Below are 20106 nucleotides of genomic sequence, written 5' to 3' on the forward strand. Positions count from 1 at the left end.
CGTTAAAAAGAGGTATTCTTCGTGATTATTTGGGCCATTCTCATTTGTCAAGATGATTTTGTGATAATAGCGTGCGATTTAGTGAAGTTTCTAGTATTTGGAGTCAACTGCATAAGTCATGTTGCTCTCTACAATACAAAAAGACAGCCCCATAAGGACTGTCTTCTTGTACCCAACCTATTCCGTTGTGTAAGGCAGAAGTGCTACTTGACGCGAACGCTTGATTGAGATCGTCAACAGGCGTTGGTATTTTGCACTTGTTCCTGTTACACGGCGAGGCAAAATTTTTCCACGCTCACTGATGAATTTACGAAGCAAGTCCGTATCTTTATAGTCAATGTGTTTAATTTTGTTAGCTGTGAAGAAACATACTTTACGGCGCTTGTTACGGCCTTTACGACCGCCGAATTTGCGTTCTGGACGCTCATCGCCGCCTTCTCTTTGCTTGAAGCTCATTGTCATCCGTCCTTTCGATTAGAATGGTAGATCATCTTCCGATATGTCGATCGGGCGCCCGTCATCTGAGAACGGATCACGATTGTCGTTCCTGGATGAGCCACCGGACCGGCTTCCACCGCCCTGCGAGCCGCCGCCACTGTTACCGCCGCCGCCATTGCCTTGGCCTCCGCCGTAGCTGCCGCCTCCGCCGCTGTCTTCACGTGAAGCTCCGCCTTCGCGGTTAGACTCTAAGAAACGAACGTTATCAGCAATAATTTCCGTCACATAGACGCGCTTGCCTTCGTTGTTCTCATAGTTCCGCACCTGAATACGGCCTTCAACCGCCGTTAAGCGGCCTTTACGCAAATAGTTGGCACAGGTCTCAGCAAGCTGACGCCATGTCACGATCGGGATGAAATCTGCTTCCCTCTCGCCTTGGCCACTGCTGAACGAACGATCCACAGCTAGCGTAAATTGCGTTACCGCAACACCTGCCGGGGTATAGCGCATTTCCGGGTCCTTTGTTAATCTGCCAATGAGAATAACGCGGTTCAACATCGTTTAGCCTCCAATCAACATCCCTTGCGTGTTAGACTAAGATACGTCTTTAACGATCATCGAACGGACAACTTCATCCGTAATTTTCATGACGCGGTCAAGTTCAGATACAACTTCTGGCGTTGCATTGAACTGAACGAGGACATAAATACCGTCACGAAACTTTTCGATCTCATACGCAAGGCGGCGCTTACCCATCACATCATGCTTTGTGACTTCTCCGCCGTTGGAGATGATACCTTGGAACTTATCGGTGATTGCTTGTACCGATTCTTGTTCCACATCCGGACGAATGATGTACATCACTTCATATTTGCGCATTTGTTTCACCTCCTCTTGGACTAACGGCCCCCTTATGGGAGCAAGGAGCGAGTCATTTACCAGTAGTAATTTCTCGCATACCAAACCACTATATCAAAAATGATGGGCACTTGACAAGTAATGATTCGTGAACACGTTCAATTCCGCATTCTTCCGTTCATGAATACGCAGCAATCTTCGCACACTAAAGGCGCATTGCTGAGCGCATAGCGTTCATCCCATACCATAAAAGAGGAGGTCCTAGATCGATGGGCGAATGGACAGAATTCAGATCCGGAGACCGCGCACCGAATGAAGGCACCTATATCGAGATCGGCGAGGCATCATTCCATATGGGAGTTAATAATCCCAAGAAAGTGCACCTCGATAAGGGAGAGCCTTTCCCTGCTGCATCTAATAAGAACCGCAAGTGGAAGCGAATGCATTGAAGTGCATTGAACCCATTCTGAGAAAAAAACAAAAGGCATGTATATGATCGTGATTTATTGAGCATTATAATTTGTGACGGTGCAAAGAGAGGTGTGGTTCCATTGAACCATTTGGAGCAAGAACCGCAAGGTAGTTTTGTCCACTCAGCGTAAATAGGAAGCGAGGAGATGTGCCAAAGACCAGTGTCTGTAACACACGCTCACCGGATACAAAACCGGTGTACCGAGATTCTCTAGAAGGTTGTAGTGCCGACTGATTACAAATCGATCAATCACCGTCGAAAGAGGGCTCGCAAGAGCCCTTTTTTCCCGTTATAAAATAACGCAACAAAAAAGCGGCTCCTCGCAGAGCCGCTTGGTTTGTATGTATGGCGGAGAGGGTGGGATTCGAACCCACGCACGCTGTGACACGCCTAGCTGATTTCGAGTCAGCCCCCTTGGGCCTCTTGGGTACCTCTCCATATGTCGGTGACACAAAAATTATTGTATCACAGCCTGTTCACAGAATGCAACAGCACTTTTGCGGATATACGAACTTTATGTCACTTTAAATTTTAAAGGCGCTGATTCAACCTCAAATTCGTATCGTTTATCCTCATAATTAATAGTGAATTTTGCCTTTGAAACGATTGAATAGCTCCCTGCTTGCACTATAAGTTCATCCATTCTAGGTTGGACATGCCCCTCGCCATTGTAGCTATAGCTCATGTCAGGCTTCAAAGCCGTCCCTATTCCAATACCATTAACCACCCTATGCTTTACAGGCTGCAGAACAGGTTCACCATTCCCATCCGTAACCTCATACGTAAACATATCCGCACCATGCTCCACATTCCAGGAAGTGTCGGAATTATTAACTAAATTGCCCTTAACAATAAAGGGCTTATCCGCTTGAATACCTTCAGGCGCATCAATATGAACCGAGAACATCTTGGCTTCTGGCATCGTCGTTTCAGTGCCGCTTTGACACCCGACAAGCGCAACAATCAGGACCATGAATAAACTTATATTCACAAATCGTCTCATTAGGGCAGGCCTCCTTCGCATGTAACTAATAACGAGGCCGCTTCAACAAAAGTTGCTGGAATATCACTTCTCTTTACTGCAGATCGGGCCCTCCCTGCTGTTCAGATTCAAGTGCTGAACGAAGCACCTTCCTCATGTTCTTCTCGAACTTCGCTCTAGGCACGAGTACGCTGTGCTTGCAGCCCACGCATTTCATCCGGATGTCCATGCCCATGCGTATAATCTCCATCTCATTCGTGCCGCATGGATGCTGCTTCTTCATCTGTACAATATCACCAAGCTCAAACTGCTTACGCTCCATATCGCCCTCTCCTCTACCTCACCTAAAAGTTTTCACTCCGCGTCTTTGTCAATCCTGCTTCTGGCCGGATTGAGCAAACCATCACTTCGTACAGATAAGCTTGTTCTAACCTCACATATCAATCTGCACATAGTCTTTATCGATCAGCTCGAATATTCCTCGCACCTCAACATTTTCATCCACGATAACCTGTTTTACCGTTTCCAGATCATCCGCAGGAAAATGAATCGATAAAGCGCAGCCTGCCGTTATTTCCTTCGGAGTAGGACATATATCTATCTCAATATCCACATATTCTAGCAGCATTTCCGCTCTAAGCGCTTGCTGTGTAGAGTCAAAGGCAATGAGCATATGCCCGCCTCCTTTCTCACTGAAATATCTTCTGCGAGTGTCGCAAGTATAAATTGGTTGACTCATCCATATACTAGTAACACAAGATTGCGGGAGGAGATTCTATGAGATTAGCAGGAATGAAAGATAAACCTTTGAAGGTCCCTTACACCGAACCGAATGTTACAGGTATTCTTATCAATCGTCTCACCTATCTCTTGAGCAGCTTGTCAGATGATCAACGGCTTGTCATCGTTTGTGTAGGCACAGATCGCTCTACAGGAGATGCCCTTGGCCCATTGGTTGGCACGTCGCTTAGCAAATTCCGCAGTCCTTACTTTGAATTATATGGCACGCTCGACGAGCCCGTACATGCCTTGAATCTGGATGACACCTTAATTGCAATCAACCAGCATATTCATAAACCGTTCGTCATTGGTATCGATGCCTGCTTAGGACAAGTTTCTAGTGTCGGCTGTATTCAAGTAGGCGCAGGTCCTGTACGGCCAGGTGCAGGTGTCAATAAAGAGCTCCCCCCTGTTGGCGATATCCATATGACTGGCATCGTTAATGTGGGCGGATTCATGGAATATTTCGTCCTGCAGAATACCCGTCTGCAACTCGTCGTTCGCATGTCCGAAATCATCGCCCAGAGCTTATTCTCCGCTATCGTGAAGAGCGTCCATCTGGCTGCTCCTGCTGCGACGCAAGAGCAATAGCCTGCTTCTCCTCTGGTGTAAGCGGATACTCTGATTGCCCTGCTTTAACTGGCTTCGCATATACGAAGGTCTGTTCACGGCTATGCAGTCCGCTTAGAACCATTCCATCCTCATAATCATTGATTACAGCGATGGAGAAGCTAAGATCATTGCCACGCTCAGCAAAAGCATTGTACCGATGTATCCCAATATTTCCTCTCTTCTGCTTCAGCAGCAATCCCATAGCTTCAACCGTCTCCTTCAATATACGATGACCCTGCTCCTGCTGGCCAAGTCTCTCCTTCATTTCAATGATAACGCGATCCAGGTCATCCACACCCGTACCACTCATAAACTGCTCATAATTTCGGCTTAGCTTCTTCAATCTGCTGCTCAGCAGCATCGTTCGAATAATAAGAAGAAGGACTATAACAGCTAACCCTATCGTTACCCAATCAATCGGGTGTTGTATGAAATTTTCCAATATCGTCTCTCCCCACCACAATTAAGCCTCAATTATAATGTTGTTTGATTTCAATTACTGCTTGAACGATTGCATCGACTTCCTGCTCTGTCGTGAACGCTCCAACACTGGCACGAATTGCCCCCGTCTCCAGCGTTCCCGCTGCTCCATGTGCTAGCGGCGTACAATGAAAGCCGGATCGCACAGCAATGTTATAATGCTGGTCCAGAATGAACGCAATTTCTGACGGGTCCGCACCTTCGATTACAAAAGAGACAATGCCCGTCCTTGCTTTGCCCAATTGGGGACCAAGGACACGTAATCCCTCTATAGCCAGCAGTCCCTCCATCATTCGTTGCGTCAGCATCCATTCTCTAGTATGGATGTTTTGAACCGTCTCATTCAGCACATAGCGGACACCCGCTTTCAGCCCTGCTAAACCTGGTGTATTCTGAGTGCCTGCTTCATAACAATCCGGCCGAACCTTCGGCTGTTCAGGCGACTCCGATTGACTCCCTGTACCACCGTGCAGAAGCGGCGCAAGCTCTATTCGGGGGTGAACATACAACCCCCCTGTCCCTTGAGGCCCTAGCAGCCCTTTATGGCCTGGAAAAGCGAGCATATCAATCCCCATTGCCTCGACATCTATATCCAGCATACCAGCTGTTTGCGCGGCATCCACAAGCAATGCAATCCCTCTACTGCGAGTGATTCCTCCAATTTCTGCGACCGGCAATATGGAGCCAAACAGATTTGAGCTATGGTTGACAACAACCAGACTTGTATTCGCCTGAATAGCTGCCTCCACCTGTGCCGCCTCTACCTCACCCTGCTCATTCGCTTCCACATAGGTGACTTCAATCTGCAGCGTCTTCTTCAAATATTCCAGCGGCCTTCTGACAGAATTATGTTCCACAGCCGTTGCAATCACATGATCTCCCTGCTGCACAAAACCTTTTATCGCCAGATTCAAAGCCATTGTCGTATTTATAGCGAATGCGATATCGTTAGGGTTCTTGATCACGAACAGCTTCGCCAGCGCTTTGCGCGTATCAAACAATATTCTGCTCGCTCGAACAGCCATTGCATGACTGCCTCTGCCAGGGTTCGCAGCATCCTGCTCCATCGCTTGTACTACTGCCTCCATCACCTGTGCCGGTTTAGGCCATGAGGTAGCAGCATGATCCAAGTAATTGATTTTTTCAGCGCCTTGCATAGAAACACGCCCCTTCTTCCCATCACCACTACTGACTATTCTTATTATAAGCATATATGCTTTCCAATCAACAATAGCATACTCAAGCGGCATCCTTTTCAATCGATGCATGCTTAAGTATGCTATCTCATTTCATACTGCTTATTTATGAGAGCTGCTGCATTAATTCAAGCAACCGTTCCAGATCCTGCTTATTGTAGTAAAGAAGCTCGATTTTACCTTTTTCCTTCTGCTGCTTGATCTTTACAGTTGTTTTGAATTGCTCTCTCAATGATTCCTCAAGCTGTTCTATATAAGGATCGCGTTTCTTGGCAGCTGCCTTCGTTTTCACAGTCGCTTTCTGATCCAGCCTCTGAATAGCCTCTTCCAGCTCGCGCACACTCCACTCACCTGCTATCGACTGCTGGGCCAGCTCTTTCTTACGCGCTTCATCCTTCACCCCGACTAGCGCTCTAGCATGTCCCATTGATAATGTTCCACGTGAAACATTATCTTTGATCTCATTCGGAAGTGTCAGCAATCTTAGAAAGTTCGCAATGTGGGATCGCGACTTACCCACCTTCATGGACAGCTCTTCCTGCGTCAAATCAAACTTATCCACCAACGCTTGATATGCAAGCGCCAACTCAATGGCATTCAAATCTTCACGTTGAAGATTCTCGATAAGGGCAATCTCCATAACCTGTTGGTCTGTGAAATTGCGTACTACCGCCGGAATTGTCGCATTACCGCAAAGCTGTGAAGCACGGTAACGCCGTTCACCCGCTATAATTTCATAGCCCTTTAATACACTGCGAACAATTATCGGCTGAATGACCCCATGATGCTTGATGCTCTCCGCAAGCTCTCGAATGGCGTCATCATCGAAAGTTTTGCGAGGCTGATACGGATTCGGTCTTAGCTGAGAAAGTGTGATTTCAAGTACTTTGTCATCATCATTCACTGAAAGCGATGGAATAAGCGCATCAAGACCTCTACCTAGCCGCTTGCTCATACATGATCACTTCCTTCGCGAGTTCAAGATAAACCTCGGCCCCTTTTGATCTAGGATCATAAGTAATAATCGATTGACCGTGAGATGGAGCCTCGCTCAACCTCACATTCCGAGGAATAATAGTTTGGTACACCTTTTGCTGAAAATATTTCTTAACTTCCTCGATGACTTGAATCCCCAGATTCGTTCTGGCATCAAACATCGTAAGAAGCACACCTTCAATTTGGAGTGACGTGTTCAGATGCTTCTGAACGAGGCGAACGGTGTTTAACAATTGACTCAATCCCTCTAGCGCGTAATACTCACACTGTATAGGAATAATGACTGAATCAGCTGCTGTCAAAGAATTAATTGTAAGAATGCCAAGCGAAGGCGGGCAATCGATTAGAATATAATCATATTGCTTCTTCACCATAGCCAACGATTTCTTCAATCTCTGTTCCCGAGATATCGTAGGAACCAGCTCAATTTCAGCGCCTGCAAGCTGGATCGTTGCAGGTATAATGTTTAACCCGTCTATATTAGTTGGCACCGTTGCATCATTAGGATGGACATCATTAATAAGCACATCATAGATGCAATGCGCGACATCTGCTTTATTAACTCCGATTCCGCTCGTCGTGTTACCCTGCGGATCAATATCTACCAACAGCACTTTCTTGCCAAGTGACGCAAGACAGGCTCCCAGATTAACAGAAGTTGTCGTCTTGCCGACTCCACCCTTCTGGTTCGTTATTGCTATGGTTTTAGACAAACCGGTTCACCTCTATGCTGTTTACTACAATCTTCGATTCAACTTCCAGTATACACCATCAATTTTCGTAAAAATGGCGATGCCGTCCCCATAGGACGGCCTCATGTTAACTATTTGGTTAACCTATAATTGGCACTATATTCAACCTATCGTTTCGGAATGTGAATAACAATCTCGTAATGATCTTCACAATCCTTTTCATTCGTCTTAATCTGCAAGCCTGACCCTGTTACCATATCAATCGACTGACGGATCGTATTCAAGGCTAGTCGCACATCCTTCGTAAAGGATATTCGTTTCGACTTCTTCGCTTTCGTCGCTTCCTTGAAGAATGCGACTCTAGCTTCCGTTTGTTTCACATTCAATTCCTTGGAAATAATATCTTCCAGAACTTTCTGCTGCAGCTCATCCGAATCCAAAGAAAGCAGCGCTCTAGCATGTCGTTCTGTAATTTTCCGCTCCATTAATGAGGCTTTAACTGGATCACTTAGATTGAGCAATCGAATCTTATTGGCAATCGTAGATTGACTCTTGCCAAGACGCTGCGCCAAGCTTTCCTGCGTCAATTGATGGAGATCAATGAGCTTCTGATAAGCAACCGCTTCCTCAATTGCCGTCAGACCTTCTCGCTGCAGGTTCTCAATTAATGCAATTGAAGCCGCTTGAGAATCATTGAATTCACGAATAATAGCCGGTATTGCATCAAGTCCGAGCTTTGTTACAGCACGAAATCTGCGTTCCCCCGCTATAATCTCATAGCGATTATTACGGACTCGCACAACGATCGGTTGAATAACACCATGTGTCTTAATCGTTTGACTAAGCTCCTCAATCCGATCATCATCAAATACAGTTCGCGGTTGATAAGGACTTGTATCAATCTCTCCAACCGGAATCTGCTTCACTTCATCTTGATTGCTCTTCTGTTCGGTTAAACCGAACAACCGCGAGAATTGTTCCTTCATCGTCTCAACTACCCACCCGAATTCAAAGTGCCGAGTATTGTCATAGTATTAATTCGTCGGTCTTAAACAATTTTCCTGCTTGACACTCGCAATAATCACGATTTATTATCCGCAATGTTTCACGTGGAACAATTACACCCAACACGTATTGCCCCGACGCGCGAGCTGAGAGCTGCGCGTCCACCATACTATACGATCGGTTGTTTCATCGGAATGCCAGCTTTGCGCGGATATTTGTATGGTGTATGCTCGACCTTCTTAATAATAATGATATGTCGATCCGATTGCTCGAAAGGCAGCTTCAAATGAAAGGTTTCTTGTAGTTTAGCTTTAAGCTCAATCATGCTCTTCTTAGCTTCCTTAATTTCATCGCCAGGCTCCGCCCCCTTCATAGAAGCGAATATACCTCCCTTGCGAGCGAAAGGAAGACAAAGCTCGTTCAGCGCACTTAATCGGGCGACGGCACGAGCAGTTACAAGATCATACTTGTCACGATGCTCTACAAGTCGAGCAACATCCTCTGCTCGCCCATGAATGCAAGAAACATCTGTTAAACCAAGCTCACTAACGACCGTTTGAAGAAACTGAATACGCTTATTAAGGGAATCCACTATTGTCAGCTTTAGATGGGGAAATACAATTTTGAGAGGCAAGCTAGGAAACCCTGCTCCAGAACCAATATCCGCTAATGTATTCACTTTATCCATGCCAACAAAGAAAGATAACGATATAGAGTCGAAGAAATGTTTTTCATATACCGCATCTCTTTCTGTAATACCGGTGAGATTCATTTTCTCATTCCATTCAACCAGCAGCTCATAATACATTTCCAGCTGCTTCATCTGCGTGGGAGATAATAGAACCCCCTTCTCTTTAAGCAGAGCGATAAACTCGATGTCTTGTTGATTCATAGCTACCCCCGCGCTGCCACTACCCTGTTATAGTGCTCCAGGTATACAAGAAGAATGGATATATCTGCAGGCGTGACACCCGCAATACGAGATGCCTGCCCAATAGAAAGTGGACGGATGCTGGACAGCTTCTGCTTCGCCTCCGTTGCGATTCCGTGTACAGCATTATAATCGATATCGTCAGGCATACGTTTCTTCTCCATTTTGGCGAGGCGTTCCACCTGAAGAAGCTGCTTCTCAATATACCCGGCATATTTGATTTGAATTTCAACCTGCTCCTTCATATCCTCAGACAACACATCAGGTGAAGGAATGATAATCCGTTCAAGACTTGCATAAGTAACTTCCGGACGGCGCAGCAACGATAACGCATCGACCGTATTCTGAATAGGCGCGGATCCAAGCTCAGCCAGCAGCCCCAATGCTGCTTCATCTGGCTTCACTTTAACCGTCTTCAATCGCTCAATCTCGCCCTCAACAAGCTCCTTCTTACGGTTGAACTTGGCATAACGCTCCTCAGAGATCAGACCAATCTCGAAACCAAGCGGTGTCAGACGCAGATCTGCATTGTCATGGCGAAGCAGCAAACGGTACTCTGCGCGTGAGGTCAGCAATCGATACGGCTCACTTGTACCCTTCGTAACAAGATCATCAATCATGACCCCAATGTAACCTTGAGAGCGATCAATAATAACCGCCTCTCTCCCCTGCGCTTTACGTGCTGCATTAATGCCCGCTATTACCCCTTGGCCAGCTGCTTCCTCATAACCGGAGGTTCCATTAATCTGCCCCGCTGTGAACAAGTTCGGAATCACCTTTGTTTCAAGCGAAGGCCATAGCTGTGTTGGCACAACGGCATCATATTCGATCGCATAGCCGGTGCGCATCATCTCAACCTTTTCCAAACCTGGAATAGAACGGAGAATGGAGAGTTGGACATCCTCAGGCATACTCGTCGATAATCCTTGCACATAATATTCGGACGTATGCTTGCCTTCAGGCTCAAGGAAAATCTGATGCTTCGGCTTATCGGCAAACCGAACGATCTTATCCTCAATGGAAGGACAGTAGCGCGGTCCCGTACCTTCAATAGCACCTGAGAACATTGGCGCACGATGAAGGTTATCATTAATAATACGATGTGTTTCCTCTGAAGTGTACGTCAACCAGCATGGCAACTGCTCATTATCGGAATATTCCGTCTCATAAGAGAAAAACTTCGGATTCTCATCGCCGGGTTGAATTTCAGTTTTGCTGAAATCTATCGTGTCCCCATGCACACGCGGCGGTGTTCCCGTCTTGAATCTCACAAGCTGAAGACCCAGCTCCTTCAAGCTGGCAGAGAGCTTGATCGATGGCTGTTGATTATTCGGGCCGCTCTCATACATCAGTTCCCCCATAATCACTCTGCCGCGCAAATATGTGCCCGTTGTCAGTACCACCGTGCGACCGCGATAGATGGCGCCTGTCTTCGTCTCTACACCAACGCATATACCATCCTGGACGATCAGCTCTTCAACCATCCCTTGACGAAGAGTCAGACGCTCGGTTTCTTCAATCGTTTTCTTCATGAAATGCTGATACATAAACTTGTCTGCCTGCGCACGCAATGCATGAACGGCCGGACCTTTACCCGTATTCAGCATCCTCATTTGGATAAAGGTTTTATCGATGTTGCGGCCCATTTCCCCGCCTAATGCATCAATCTCCCTCACAACATGTCCTTTGGCGGGTCCGCCAATAGAAGGATTGCATGGCATGAACGCCACCATATCGAGGTTGATCGTCAAGAGCAGTGTCTCACAACCCATTCTCGCAGCAGCCAGCGCAGCTTCTACACCCGCATGACCCGCACCAATGACTATGACATCAAATTGCCCTGCCTCATATTTCATCAGCTAACCTCCTCACTTGCCTCAACTTCATTATTTACCTAAACAGAACTGAGAGAAAATTTGGTCAAGAAGAGATTCAGATACCGAATCTCCTATCATTTCACCTAATTGCTCCCATGCCTGACGGACATCAATTTGCACAATATCAATCGGAATTCCAGCTTCTGTTGCTTCCACTGCATCCACCAGTGACTGTCTTGCATGACCAAGCAGCGTAATATGTCTGACATTGCTGACATAGGTCAAATCACCACTCTCCAGCTCTCCACCGAAGAACATCCCGCTAATGACCTTCTCCAATTGATCAAGCCCGCTCTCCTGCAGCACAGACAGACGAACGATTGAATCTGCAGAAGCGATAGCAAGCAGCTCCTGCTCATCGATCACTACCGGCAAATCCGTCTTGTTCAACAGGATGATGACCGGACGATCCTTAAGCTGCTCGATAAGCAATCGATCATCCTCATGCATCTGCTCGTTGGCATTAAGCACTAGCAGAATCAGATCCGCTTCCTCAAGCGCTGTTCTGGATCGCTCGACACCAATGCGCTCGACGACATCAGACGTCTCGCGTATACCCGCCGTGTCGAGCAGACGAAGCGGTATTCCGCCTAATGATATATATTCTTCTATAACATCCCGCGTTGTTCCCGGAATATCCGTAACAATTGCCTTATTCTCTTGCACAAGCGCATTAAGCAGCGAGGACTTGCCTACATTAGGACGGCCAACAATCGCTGTTACGATGCCTTCACGCAATATTTTACCTTCACCCGCTGTTTTTAGCAGCCCATCAATGACAGAGCATGCCTCCTGACATCGGGTTCGAATGAAGCTGCTCGTCATCTCGGTCACATCATGCTCCGGATAATCGATATTTACTTCAATATGAGCAAGCAGCTCAATCAGCTCATGACGAAGCGTCTTAACCTTCCTCGACAACGCACCCTCAGCCTGCTTCATCGCAACAGAGAAGGCCCGATCTGATTTGGAGCGAATAAGATCGATAACCGCTTCCGCCTGGGTCAGGTCAATTCTTCCGTTCAGGAAAGCCCGTTTCGTAAACTCTCCAGGCTCCGCAATACGTATCGTCCCTTCCTTCAACAGCAGCTCCAATACACGCTTGACAGCAACAATGCCGCCATGTGTGCTCAGCTCAACTACATCCTCCGCTGTGAAGGAACGCGGTCCTCTCATAATCGTCAATAAGATCTCTTCCACAGCTTCGCCATTAGCAGGATCAACAATATGACCATAATGCACCGTATGGGAATCTGCTGTCGCAATATCCGACTTCGAGCGAAAATATTTTTTCGCTTCTGACACAGCCTCGGGGCCACTAACCCGGATAATGGCAATGCCGCCCTCCCCGACAGCTGTCGAGATGGCGGCAATGGTATCAACATTCATCATAACTAGAAAGCCTCCATACAACTTCTTCATCCCAGAAGTTTCAACTGTCTCTATCCTTCGGTGCTCCAACACATTTCCCTTCGAAAATAAGGGAAATTCAAAAAAATGAGCAATGACCAGTAAACAGCCATTGCTTGAGTTTCATCTATGCGAACGTTAACGGGGTGCGATGACGATGCGCCGATTGGGCTCATCGCCTTTACTGAATGTTTTAACCTTCGCGTGATCCTGCAGCTGCGAATGAATGATTTTCCTCTCGTGCGGTGACATCGGCTCAAGAACAATTTCTTTTCGAGTACGAATGACATGACCCGCTAACCGATCAGACAAATCCTCAAGCGTCTTACGACGACGCTCGCGAAAATCTTCCGCATCCAGCACGATTCGAATATGACTGTCCGCATAACGGTTGGCAACAATATTAACCAAGTACTGCAAGGCATCAAGCGTTTGCCCGCGCCGACCGATAAGCATACCCAGATCGCCGCTTCCTGATAGTGCAAGCGTCAAACCATCCCTCGACTCTTTACGAGTAATGATGATATCAAGCCCCATCTTCGATGCCACTTCCGTAATGAAACGCTCTGTTTCCTTAACAGCGTCTACGGGTTCCGGCTCTGGCAGGAGCTCTATCTGTACCTTCGCTTCCTTCACGCCGATGAGTCCGAACAGACCTTTGGAGGGCTGATCAAGAACAGTCACCTGGACGCGATCTTCAGTCACTTGCAATTCCGTTAATCCATTGCGAACAGCATCTTCTATCGTTTTGCCGGATGCTACGATTTTCTTCATTTCGCAGGAACACTCTCCTTATCTTTGGATGAGGTGCGTCCGTATAGGAAATAGTTCTGAATAATCGTATAGATATTACTGAAAACCCAGTACAACGGCAGAGCGGCCGGGAAGGACAGCGCCATAACGAAGATCAATACTGGGAAGATCATCATGATCCCTTGCATCGCTGGCATCATCTTCTGCTGACTGGACATCATTTTCGATTGAATAAACGTTGTTATAGCTGCGACTACCGGCAAAATGTAAGCATACCATTCCTGCTCATTAACCGGCACGCCTAATTGAATGCCAAGGAATTCATGCGTTCGGATATTCTCATTCCAATAGATGGCGTTATACAGCGCGATGAAGATCGGCATCTGTACAATAAGCGGCAAACATCCTGCAAGCGGATTAACCTGATGCTGCTGGAACAGCTTCATCGTTTCTTCCTGCTGCTTCTGCGGGTTGTCCTTATGCTTCTTCTTAATCTCCGCCAGCTCAGGCTGAAGCGCCTGCATCGCTTTGGAACTCCTATATTGCTTTAAGGTTAGAGGCAAAATAATCGTTCTTACAATAATCGTCAGCAGTATAATCGCAAATCCGTATTCACCGCCGAACCAACTGGCGAACGTGTCCAGCATCAAAGCGAACCAATAAACAACGTTCTTCTCCCAGAAGTTACCCTCAAGCAAATCTTCCGTCTTTATCGTGTGGTCTGAAGGGGCACATCCTGACAGAAACAACGTAACAAGAACTACCCCGAGCACTGTTAACCAAGTGCGTTTAGAAATCCGCGACAACATTTAAAACTCCTCTCTGGGCACCATCCAACGTAACGATTATACCGATACATCGTTGTTATTCATACATTCATGACTATACCACATTTTATGAAACAAATAAACAAGCCCCCAGACCCTCGATAACGCCGCTGCAATCATCATTTAGGCGCTTTCAAAAGTCCTGCCCTTTTCAGCACATGAACCATGCTTTTATCCAGTTCCTTCATCCTCATTTGGATAGCCGGCTTGCGCACAATGATGATCAGATCAATCTTCTCTGCGATCTGTTCCTTGCGCAATCGAACGATCTCCTTCACCATGCGCCGCATTCGGTTGCGAACGACAGCGTTGCCGATCTTCTTGCTGGCTGAGACACCCAGGCGAAAAGGCTCCGCATTCACTTGACGCGACCAGTATACAACAAACTGACCATTCGCAAAAGATTTGCCATGGCGATAGATGCGGCTGAAATCATTGCGGTTTTTTAATCGTAACTTTCTATGCACGTCTACAGATCACCGAACCTTTGCATCTCAGTATTGCCAACTATTGCAGAAGAGGAATCATCAGCTGCTATTTCGGCAGCTCATCATCATCGTGCGTTCCAGCTCTCCTATATATGAAATGAAAAAAAGACCACACGATGTGGTCTTTAACTTACGCGCTCAATACTTTTCTTCCTCTTTGACGACGTGCGCTCAGCACTTTACGTCCATTCTTCGAAGCCATGCGTTTGCGGAATCCATGAACTTTCTTCCGTTTGCTTACATTCGGTCTAAATGTCGGTCTCACTTCACTGCACCTCCTGTTCCTACTATATAATCTCGTCCAGCGATAAACTATTCCTCGCCGTTTGCAACGGACGTATGATCTCTCTTCACCAAGCGCTCAAGCATCAAGATTTCTACATACTTATGCTCACTAAACGAAAAAACGCCTTTTTCAATTAAACCATGAGCACAGCCAAATGTCAACCGGACGGCATGAGCAGCCAAATGCACATGTGGATAAATGAAGGATCCCGTGACTTTTCGCAAAAGTTAGTAACATGTGGATGAATATTTCGGGATTTTCCCGCTTTCTGTCGAAATGGGCACATGATATAAACAATATCTTGTGTTGTCGATAACATTTATACACAACCTATTGAATTTGTGGATAAAATCGCTGGAATCGTTGAAACTCGGGGGTTATTTTGCTATGATAGATTTGTTTTCGATGTGGATGACTCCATATTTTCCTCAGATTTATCAACAACCTGTGGATAACAATGTGAACAACCTCATTCCCCTATTGATAATAATTTCGTTAAAATCCTGTACACTGTGGATGAAAGAAAGAATAACCCCAAATATTCGACATCTTTACGCATGGTTTCGCCATTCAGGCGAATTGGATAAGGAGTGACAATCTGTGGATAGCCATACGCACGAAATGTGGCAACAGGTGCTGTCAATCATTCAAACAAAGCTGAGCAAGCCGAGTTTCGACACTTGGTTTAAAGCAACAAAAGCTTCGTTCAGCGGTGATTCGATGGTTATCGTAACAGCACCCACTACTTTTGCAGCCGAATGGCTCGAAAGTCGTTATACAAAGCTTGTGCGTTCAACGCTGCAAGAATATCTGGGACAACAATATGACATTAAATTTGTTATCGAGGAGAATAAGCCGCCGGAACCGGTCGTACTGCCTCCCCCTCTTATCCCTGCAGTCCAAACAGCGCCGGAAGAGACATTCTCACATATGCTCAATCCGAAATATACGTTTGATACGTTTGTCATCGGCGCCAACAACCGATTCGCGCATGCAGCATCGCTCGCAGTGGCAGAAGCGCCCGCCAAAGCGTACAATCCATTATTTCTGTATGGCGGAGTTGGACTGGGCAAAACACATTTAATGCACGCAATCGGACATTATATCTTTGAACATAATCCAAGCACTCGTGTCCTTTATTTGTCGTCAGAGAAGTTTACGAACGAGTTTATCAATGCGATTCGAGACAATCGTGGCGAAAGCTTTCGCAACAAATACCGGAATATCGACGTGCTGCTTATAGATGATATTCAATTTCTGGCAGGCAAAGAGCAGACCCAGGAAGAGTTTTTCCACACCTTCAATGCGCTCCATGAGGAACGCAAGCAGATTGTCATCTCAAGCGATCGGCAGCCGAAGGAAATTCCGACACTTGAGGAACGGCTGCGTTCCAGGTTCGAATGGGGTCTGATAACCGATATTCAACCGCCTGATCTGGAGACGCGAATTGCGATTCTGCGCAAGAAGGCCAAGGCTGAGAACCTCGATATTCCTAATGAAGCGATGGTCTATATCGCCAGTCAGATTGATACGAATATTCGAGAGCTGGAGGGCGCGCTAATTCGCGTAGTCGCCTATTCATCACTCATTAATGAGGATATTTCCTCTCATCTGGCTGCTGAAGCGCTCAAGGATATCATTCCGTCGAGCCGGCCTAAAATGATTACCATGCAGGATATCCAACAGAAGGTTGGGGAATTGTACGGTCTAAGAATGGAAGAGTTCAAAGCACGCAAACGGACGAAGGCCGTCGCATTCCCGCGACAGATCGCCATGTATCTATCGCGTGAGCTGACGGATCATTCGCTTCCCAAGATTGGCGAAGCATTCGGAGGACGCGACCATACGACCGTCATTCATGCCCATGAGAAAATAACCCAGCAGATTAAGGTTGATACAGAGCTGTACAAGATCATTCAGACACTAACCGAGAAGATCAAGAATCACACCTGAATAACTATGAACAACGACTCAAGCCTATGCACACGCTATACACATGTGGATAGGCTTGCTTTATCGGCAGTTTATCCACTTATCCACATATTCAGTGTCCCTACTACGACTACTACTATTTTTTTAATAAATAACATCATCAATAAACGCGCGTCAGCCCGATTCACAAAGGGAACCTTTCGCAATTTCGTTATAGGAGTGAAGTAATGAAACTTACAATAAGAAAAGATGAACTCAACGACGCCATTCAACAGGTTTCGAAAGCATCATCCTCCCGTCCCGCAATACCGATTCTTGGAGGAATCAAATTCGATGTCACTCATCAAGGTGTTACATTGACAGCGAGCGACACCGATATTTCGATACAAAGCTTCATCCCGGTTGAGAACGGCGAATTCGTAATCGCCAAAATCGAGAAGCCCGGCAGCGTCGTGCTTCCATCCAAATTTTTTGTAGAGATCGTAAAGAAGCTTCCTTCTGCAGAAATTGAAATTGAAGTGAAGGAAAATCATCAAACCTCGATCCGTTCAGGCTCGACTGATATTCAGATGGTTGGACTTGACCCCGAGGAATTCCCTGTCCTCCCGACGATTGAAGAAACTGAAATATTAAGCGTTCCCTGTGACTTGCTTCGTTCAATGATCAGACAAACGATATTCGCTGCTTCGACAAGCGAGCAAACCCCTATTCTGACAGGCGCTCTGTGGAGTCTGGAGGATGGATTGTTGAAATTTGTTGCAACTGACCGCCATCGACTGGCAAGCCGCACCGCAGCTGTAGGATCGCCACCAGAATATCGTTTCAGCAATGTCGTTATTTCGAGCAAGACGTTGAATGAATTGTCCAAGCTTGTACCCGATGAAAGCAAGTTGATTGATATCATCGTTGCCGACAATCAGGTGTTGTTCAAAATCGACAATGTGCTGTTCTATTCCCGTATTTTGGATGGAACCTATCCCGATACTTCCAAGATTATTCCGCAGCAGTTCAAAACAGAACTGGTTCTGCATACAAAAACGTTGACGGATGCAATCGACCGCGCATATCTCATGTCCAGAGAAGAGAAGACAAATATTGTAAAGCTGATCACGCTAGAGGATGGCACGATCGAAATCTCCTCCAGCTCAACCGAACTTGGACGAGTTACCGAGCAGATGGAAGTGAAGGAGCAAAACGGAGAACAGCTGCGTATTGCCTTCAACTCCAAATACATGCTGGATACATTGAAGGTCATTGACAGCGAGTATATGTATATCGGCTTCAACGGAGCAATGAGCCCGATTATAATTAAACCAACCGATCATGCGCATAGCCTGCACATCATATTGCCTTATCGGACGACAGGGTAGAGAGGAAATCGATCATGAACCAAGTTGAAATAAAAACAGAATATATCGCCCTTGGTCAATTTCTGAAGCTTGCCGGTGTTATTGATACAGGCGGAGCTGCCAAGTTTTTTCTCCAGGATGCCAGCATTTCCATTAACGGTGAAAGTGACAATAGGCGGGGCCGCAAGCTGTATCCCGGTGACCTGATCAAGATCCAGGGACATGGAGAATTTACGGTTATAAAGGGGTAACGCGGCAGCTAACCCACAGAGTGCGCAAGAACGGGGAGGCAGCAGCGTGTATCTAAATGCTATACAATTGCAGCATTACCGCAACTATGAGGGGCTGGAAGTGAGAACGGACAGCGGAGTGAATTTGTTTGTCGGTCCCAACGCGCAGGGCAAGACGAACCTGCTGGAGGCCATCTATGTGCTTGCGCTCACCAAATCTCACCGTACAAGCAAGGACAAGGAGCTCATTGGCTGGCAATCCCAGGATGCTCGTATTCGGGGAGAGGTCGTTAAGAAATATGGTACGGTAACGCTTGACCTTTCCTTGTCGGCACAGGGGAAGAGAGCGAAGATCAACGGGCTGGAGCAGCGGAAGCTAAGCGATTTTGTAGGTACGCTTAATGTGGTTATGTTTGCGCCTGAGGATCTGGAAATTGTAAAAGGAACACCGGGTATACGCAGGCGGTTTCTCGACATGGAGATCGGCCAGGTGCAGCCCGGTTATTTGTATTCCCTCGGTCAATATGCCAAAGTATTAATGCAGCGCAATAATTATTTGAAATCTGTTACGTCAAGCAATGTTCAGCAAGCGATGATGGATATCTGGAACATGCAACTTGCTGAGTATGGTGTTAAAATTATGAAAAAAAGGCAAACCTTTATTTATAAACTGCAGAAATGGGCCAATGGAATTCATTCCGGCATCACCGCAGGGATGGAAGAACTGAAGATTGTCTATCGGCCATCCTTCGAAACAGAGGCTGAAGAAGAAGAATCTGTTTTATTTGAGCAATTTATGATAAAGTTATCACAGGTTAAAGATCAGGAACTTCGCCGGGGGATTACGCTTGTTGGTCCCCACCGAGATGATATTGCTTTTTATATTAACGGTAAAGAGGCGTCCATATACGGTTCTCAAGGTCAGCAGCGGACAACCGCATTGTCGCTCAAGCTGGCTGAGATTGAATTGATTCATGAAGAAATCGGTGAATATCCGCTGCTGCTGCTGGATGATGTTTTGTCAGAGCTGGATCAGCATAGGCAGACACAGCTGATCGAAACCTTTCAAAGCAAAGTGCAGACGTTCATTACGACAACAGGACTAGAGAGCGTCAACATAAGTAAACTGCACGATTCACGCATCTATCACGTACGAGACGGTCAAGTAGCGCGATAAAGGCTTAATAGCGAAGGGTGATGCCAATGTATATTCATTTAGGCGGAGAGAAAATTATCCGAGCTGCGGAACTTGTGGCGATATTCGATATATCCATTGAGCAGTCCTCCAAGCTGTCCAAGCAATTCGTCTTGCAGGCCAAGAAGCGGAAGGACGTAGAGATGATTGGAGAAGAAGAGGCCAAATCGATTGTTGTGACACAGCACAAAATCTATTATTCTCCGATATCGTCCTCGACGCTGAAGAAACGATCGCATCATTTTGCAACAACTTGAATGTCATAGCTGAAGCGATAGGTCCTGGCTTACGAAACAGCGCTTGTTCATAAACAGAGC

The 20106-nt window shown here is 46.5% G+C and carries 25 protein-coding genes and 1 tRNA gene; 7 read left to right on the plus strand and 19 right to left on the minus strand.

What is annotated here, in order from left to right; all coding sequences use genetic code 11:
* Positions 1-177 precede the first annotated feature (177 nt).
* Genes rpsR through rpsF form a run of 3 tightly spaced genes read right to left on the minus strand, consistent with a single transcriptional unit; the run spans position 178 to position 1317 of the window.
* The gene (rpsR, locus tag L6H65_RS25130) at positions 178-456 is read right to left on the minus strand and encodes a 30S ribosomal protein S18 (RefSeq protein ID WP_219872895.1); all 279 of its coding nucleotides are present in this window, start codon (positions 454-456) and stop codon (positions 178-180) included.
* An 18-nt stretch (positions 457-474) separates the two neighbouring features.
* Positions 475-996, minus strand: coding sequence for a single-stranded DNA-binding protein (gene ssb, locus L6H65_RS25135; protein ID WP_236347062.1), 522 nt, complete (start codon positions 994-996; stop codon positions 475-477).
* A gap of 36 nt (positions 997-1032) precedes the next feature.
* On the minus strand, positions 1033-1317 hold the full coding sequence (gene rpsF / locus L6H65_RS25140; RefSeq protein WP_236347065.1) for a 30S ribosomal protein S6: 285 nt from the start codon (positions 1315-1317) through the stop codon (positions 1033-1035).
* 248 nt (positions 1318-1565) lie between these two features.
* On the opposite strand from rpsF, the gene L6H65_RS25145 reads away from it, so the two are divergent.
* On the plus strand, positions 1566-1745 hold the full coding sequence (locus L6H65_RS25145) for a YjzC family protein (RefSeq protein ID WP_236347068.1): 180 nt from the start codon (positions 1566-1568) through the stop codon (positions 1743-1745).
* A 369-nt stretch (positions 1746-2114) separates the two neighbouring features.
* Here L6H65_RS25145 and L6H65_RS25150 read toward each other — a convergent pair.
* The 4 genes from L6H65_RS25150 to L6H65_RS25165 all read right to left on the minus strand — a co-directional run bounded on the left by L6H65_RS25150 (position 2115) and on the right by L6H65_RS25165 (position 3423).
* Positions 2115-2205: transfer RNA gene (locus tag L6H65_RS25150), tRNA-Ser, on the minus strand.
* A gap of 77 nt (positions 2206-2282) precedes the next feature.
* The gene (locus tag L6H65_RS25155) at positions 2283-2771 is read right to left on the minus strand and encodes a hypothetical protein (RefSeq protein ID WP_236347072.1); all 489 of its coding nucleotides are present in this window, start codon (positions 2769-2771) and stop codon (positions 2283-2285) included.
* Between the two features lie 73 nt (positions 2772-2844).
* A complete protein-coding gene (locus tag L6H65_RS25160) occupies positions 2845-3072 on the minus strand; it encodes a DUF951 domain-containing protein (protein WP_236347076.1) in 228 nt (75 codons plus the stop codon).
* Between the two features lie 111 nt (positions 3073-3183).
* Complete coding sequence (locus L6H65_RS25165) at positions 3184-3423, minus strand: putative Se/S carrier protein (protein WP_236347079.1); 240 nt, start codon at positions 3421-3423, stop codon at positions 3184-3186.
* Positions 3424-3527: 104 nt separating this feature from the next.
* On the opposite strand from L6H65_RS25165, the gene yyaC reads away from it, so the two are divergent.
* A complete protein-coding gene (gene yyaC, locus L6H65_RS25170) occupies positions 3528-4121 on the plus strand; it encodes a spore protease YyaC (protein WP_236347082.1) in 594 nt (197 codons plus the stop codon).
* Here the strand turns inward: yyaC and L6H65_RS25175 are convergent.
* The 12 genes from L6H65_RS25175 to rpmH form a co-directional block, all read right to left on the minus strand.
* Positions 4069-4584 (minus strand): DUF4446 family protein, encoded by a 516-nt coding sequence (locus L6H65_RS25175; RefSeq protein ID WP_236347085.1) that lies wholly within the window; start codon positions 4582-4584, stop codon positions 4069-4071. The two genes, yyaC and L6H65_RS25175, sit on opposite strands and share 53 nt — an antisense overlap.
* Before the next feature lie 28 nt (positions 4585-4612).
* A complete protein-coding gene (locus tag L6H65_RS25180; RefSeq protein ID WP_236347088.1) occupies positions 4613-5779 on the minus strand; it encodes an aminotransferase class V-fold PLP-dependent enzyme in 1167 nt (388 codons plus the stop codon).
* A gap of 145 nt (positions 5780-5924) precedes the next feature.
* Positions 5925-6773: a ParB/RepB/Spo0J family partition protein gene (locus tag L6H65_RS25185; protein ID WP_236347091.1), complete on the minus strand. Its 849-nt coding sequence runs from the start codon at positions 6771-6773 to the stop codon at positions 5925-5927.
* Complete coding sequence (locus tag L6H65_RS25190) at positions 6754-7527, minus strand: ParA family protein (protein WP_236347094.1); 774 nt, start codon at positions 7525-7527, stop codon at positions 6754-6756. The genes L6H65_RS25185 and L6H65_RS25190 overlap by 20 nt, the downstream gene beginning before the upstream one ends.
* 146 nt (positions 7528-7673) lie before the next feature.
* A complete protein-coding gene (gene noc / locus L6H65_RS25195; protein WP_236347096.1) occupies positions 7674-8492 on the minus strand; it encodes a nucleoid occlusion protein in 819 nt (272 codons plus the stop codon).
* 188 nt (positions 8493-8680) lie between these two features.
* Positions 8681-9403 carry a 16S rRNA (guanine(527)-N(7))-methyltransferase RsmG gene (gene rsmG / locus L6H65_RS25200; RefSeq protein ID WP_236347099.1) on the minus strand — a complete coding sequence of 241 codons (723 nt, stop codon included), beginning with the start codon at positions 9401-9403 and terminating at the stop codon, positions 8681-8683.
* A 2-nt stretch (positions 9404-9405) separates the two neighbouring features.
* Positions 9406-11298, minus strand: a complete 1893-nt coding sequence (gene mnmG / locus L6H65_RS25205) for a tRNA uridine-5-carboxymethylaminomethyl(34) synthesis enzyme MnmG (protein WP_236347102.1) — start codon at positions 11296-11298, stop codon at positions 9406-9408.
* 30 nt (positions 11299-11328) lie between these two features.
* On the minus strand, positions 11329-12708 hold the full coding sequence (gene mnmE / locus L6H65_RS25210; RefSeq protein WP_236347135.1) for a tRNA uridine-5-carboxymethylaminomethyl(34) synthesis GTPase MnmE: 1380 nt from the start codon (positions 12706-12708) through the stop codon (positions 11329-11331).
* Between the two features lie 159 nt (positions 12709-12867).
* Entirely contained in the window at positions 12868-13503 is a 636-nt protein-coding gene (jag, locus tag L6H65_RS25215) for an RNA-binding cell elongation regulator Jag/EloR (RefSeq protein ID WP_236347105.1), read from the minus strand.
* Positions 13500-14291 (minus strand): YidC/Oxa1 family membrane protein insertase, encoded by a 792-nt coding sequence (locus L6H65_RS25220; protein WP_236347108.1) that lies wholly within the window; start codon positions 14289-14291, stop codon positions 13500-13502. Before L6H65_RS25220 ends, jag begins: the two co-directional genes overlap by 4 nt.
* Before the next feature lie 137 nt (positions 14292-14428).
* Entirely contained in the window at positions 14429-14776 is a 348-nt protein-coding gene (rnpA, locus tag L6H65_RS25225) for a ribonuclease P protein component (RefSeq protein ID WP_236347111.1), read from the minus strand.
* Between the two features lie 151 nt (positions 14777-14927).
* Positions 14928-15062, minus strand: coding sequence for a 50S ribosomal protein L34 (gene rpmH / locus L6H65_RS25230; RefSeq protein ID WP_189000351.1), 135 nt, complete (start codon positions 15060-15062; stop codon positions 14928-14930).
* A gap of 621 nt (positions 15063-15683) precedes the next feature.
* Here rpmH and dnaA point away from each other — a divergent pair.
* The 5 genes from dnaA (at position 15684) to remB (ending at position 20046) form a co-directional block, all read left to right on the plus strand.
* The gene (gene dnaA / locus L6H65_RS25235) at positions 15684-17036 is read left to right on the plus strand and encodes a chromosomal replication initiator protein DnaA (RefSeq protein WP_290370477.1); all 1353 of its coding nucleotides are present in this window, start codon (positions 15684-15686) and stop codon (positions 17034-17036) included.
* A gap of 206 nt (positions 17037-17242) precedes the next feature.
* On the plus strand, positions 17243-18385 hold the full coding sequence (dnaN, locus tag L6H65_RS25240) for a DNA polymerase III subunit beta (protein ID WP_236347114.1): 1143 nt from the start codon (positions 17243-17245) through the stop codon (positions 18383-18385).
* Between the two features lie 14 nt (positions 18386-18399).
* On the plus strand, positions 18400-18615 hold the full coding sequence (gene yaaA, locus L6H65_RS25245; protein WP_290370478.1) for a S4 domain-containing protein YaaA: 216 nt from the start codon (positions 18400-18402) through the stop codon (positions 18613-18615).
* A 46-nt stretch (positions 18616-18661) separates the two neighbouring features.
* On the plus strand, positions 18662-19771 hold the full coding sequence (recF, locus tag L6H65_RS25250; RefSeq protein ID WP_236347117.1) for a DNA replication/repair protein RecF: 1110 nt from the start codon (positions 18662-18664) through the stop codon (positions 19769-19771).
* A 26-nt stretch (positions 19772-19797) separates the two neighbouring features.
* The gene (gene remB / locus L6H65_RS25255) at positions 19798-20046 is read left to right on the plus strand and encodes an extracellular matrix regulator RemB (RefSeq protein WP_236347119.1); all 249 of its coding nucleotides are present in this window, start codon (positions 19798-19800) and stop codon (positions 20044-20046) included.
* The last annotated feature ends 60 nt before the right edge of the window (positions 20047-20106 follow it).

The sequence above is a fragment of the Paenibacillus plantiphilus genome, from assembly GCF_927798095.1.
Taxonomy (GTDB): domain Bacteria; phylum Bacillota; class Bacilli; order Paenibacillales; family Paenibacillaceae; genus Paenibacillus_Z; species Paenibacillus_Z plantiphilus.

Coding starts and splice junctions, on each gene's coding strand:
- L6H65_RS25145 (WP_236347068.1), top strand. CDS start 1,566: ATGGGCGAATGGACAGAATTCAGATCCGGAGACCGCGCACCGAATGAA.
- mnmG (WP_236347102.1), bottom strand. CDS start 11,298: ATGAAATATGAGGCAGGGCAATTTGATGTCATAGTCATTGGTGCGGGT.
- rpsR (WP_219872895.1), bottom strand. CDS start 456: ATGAGCTTCAAGCAAAGAGAAGGCGGCGATGAGCGTCCAGAACGCAAA.
- noc (WP_236347096.1), bottom strand. CDS start 8,492: ATGAAGGAACAATTCTCGCGGTTGTTCGGTTTAACCGAACAGAAGAGC.
- yyaC (WP_236347082.1), top strand. CDS start 3,528: ATGAGATTAGCAGGAATGAAAGATAAACCTTTGAAGGTCCCTTACACC.
- mnmE (WP_236347135.1), bottom strand. CDS start 12,708: ATGAATGTTGATACCATTGCCGCCATCTCGACAGCTGTCGGGGAGGGC.
- yaaA (WP_290370478.1), top strand. CDS start 18,400: ATGAACCAAGTTGAAATAAAAACAGAATATATCGCCCTTGGTCAATTT.
- L6H65_RS25155 (WP_236347072.1), bottom strand. CDS start 2,771: ATGAGACGATTTGTGAATATAAGTTTATTCATGGTCCTGATTGTTGCG.
- L6H65_RS25165 (WP_236347079.1), bottom strand. CDS start 3,423: ATGCTCATTGCCTTTGACTCTACACAGCAAGCGCTTAGAGCGGAAATG.
- jag (WP_236347105.1), bottom strand. CDS start 13,503: ATGAAGAAAATCGTAGCATCCGGCAAAACGATAGAAGATGCTGTTCGC.
- remB (WP_236347119.1), top strand. CDS start 19,798: ATGTATATTCATTTAGGCGGAGAGAAAATTATCCGAGCTGCGGAACTT.
- L6H65_RS25185 (WP_236347091.1), bottom strand. CDS start 6,773: ATGAGCAAGCGGCTAGGTAGAGGTCTTGATGCGCTTATTCCATCGCTT.
- dnaN (WP_236347114.1), top strand. CDS start 17,243: ATGAAACTTACAATAAGAAAAGATGAACTCAACGACGCCATTCAACAG.
- L6H65_RS25180 (WP_236347088.1), bottom strand. CDS start 5,779: ATGCAAGGCGCTGAAAAAATCAATTACTTGGATCATGCTGCTACCTCA.
- L6H65_RS25160 (WP_236347076.1), bottom strand. CDS start 3,072: ATGGAGCGTAAGCAGTTTGAGCTTGGTGATATTGTACAGATGAAGAAG.
- L6H65_RS25220 (WP_236347108.1), bottom strand. CDS start 14,291: ATGTTGTCGCGGATTTCTAAACGCACTTGGTTAACAGTGCTCGGGGTA.
- ssb (WP_236347062.1), bottom strand. CDS start 996: ATGTTGAACCGCGTTATTCTCATTGGCAGATTAACAAAGGACCCGGAA.
- rsmG (WP_236347099.1), bottom strand. CDS start 9,403: ATGAATCAACAAGACATCGAGTTTATCGCTCTGCTTAAAGAGAAGGGG.
- rpsF (WP_236347065.1), bottom strand. CDS start 1,317: ATGCGCAAATATGAAGTGATGTACATCATTCGTCCGGATGTGGAACAA.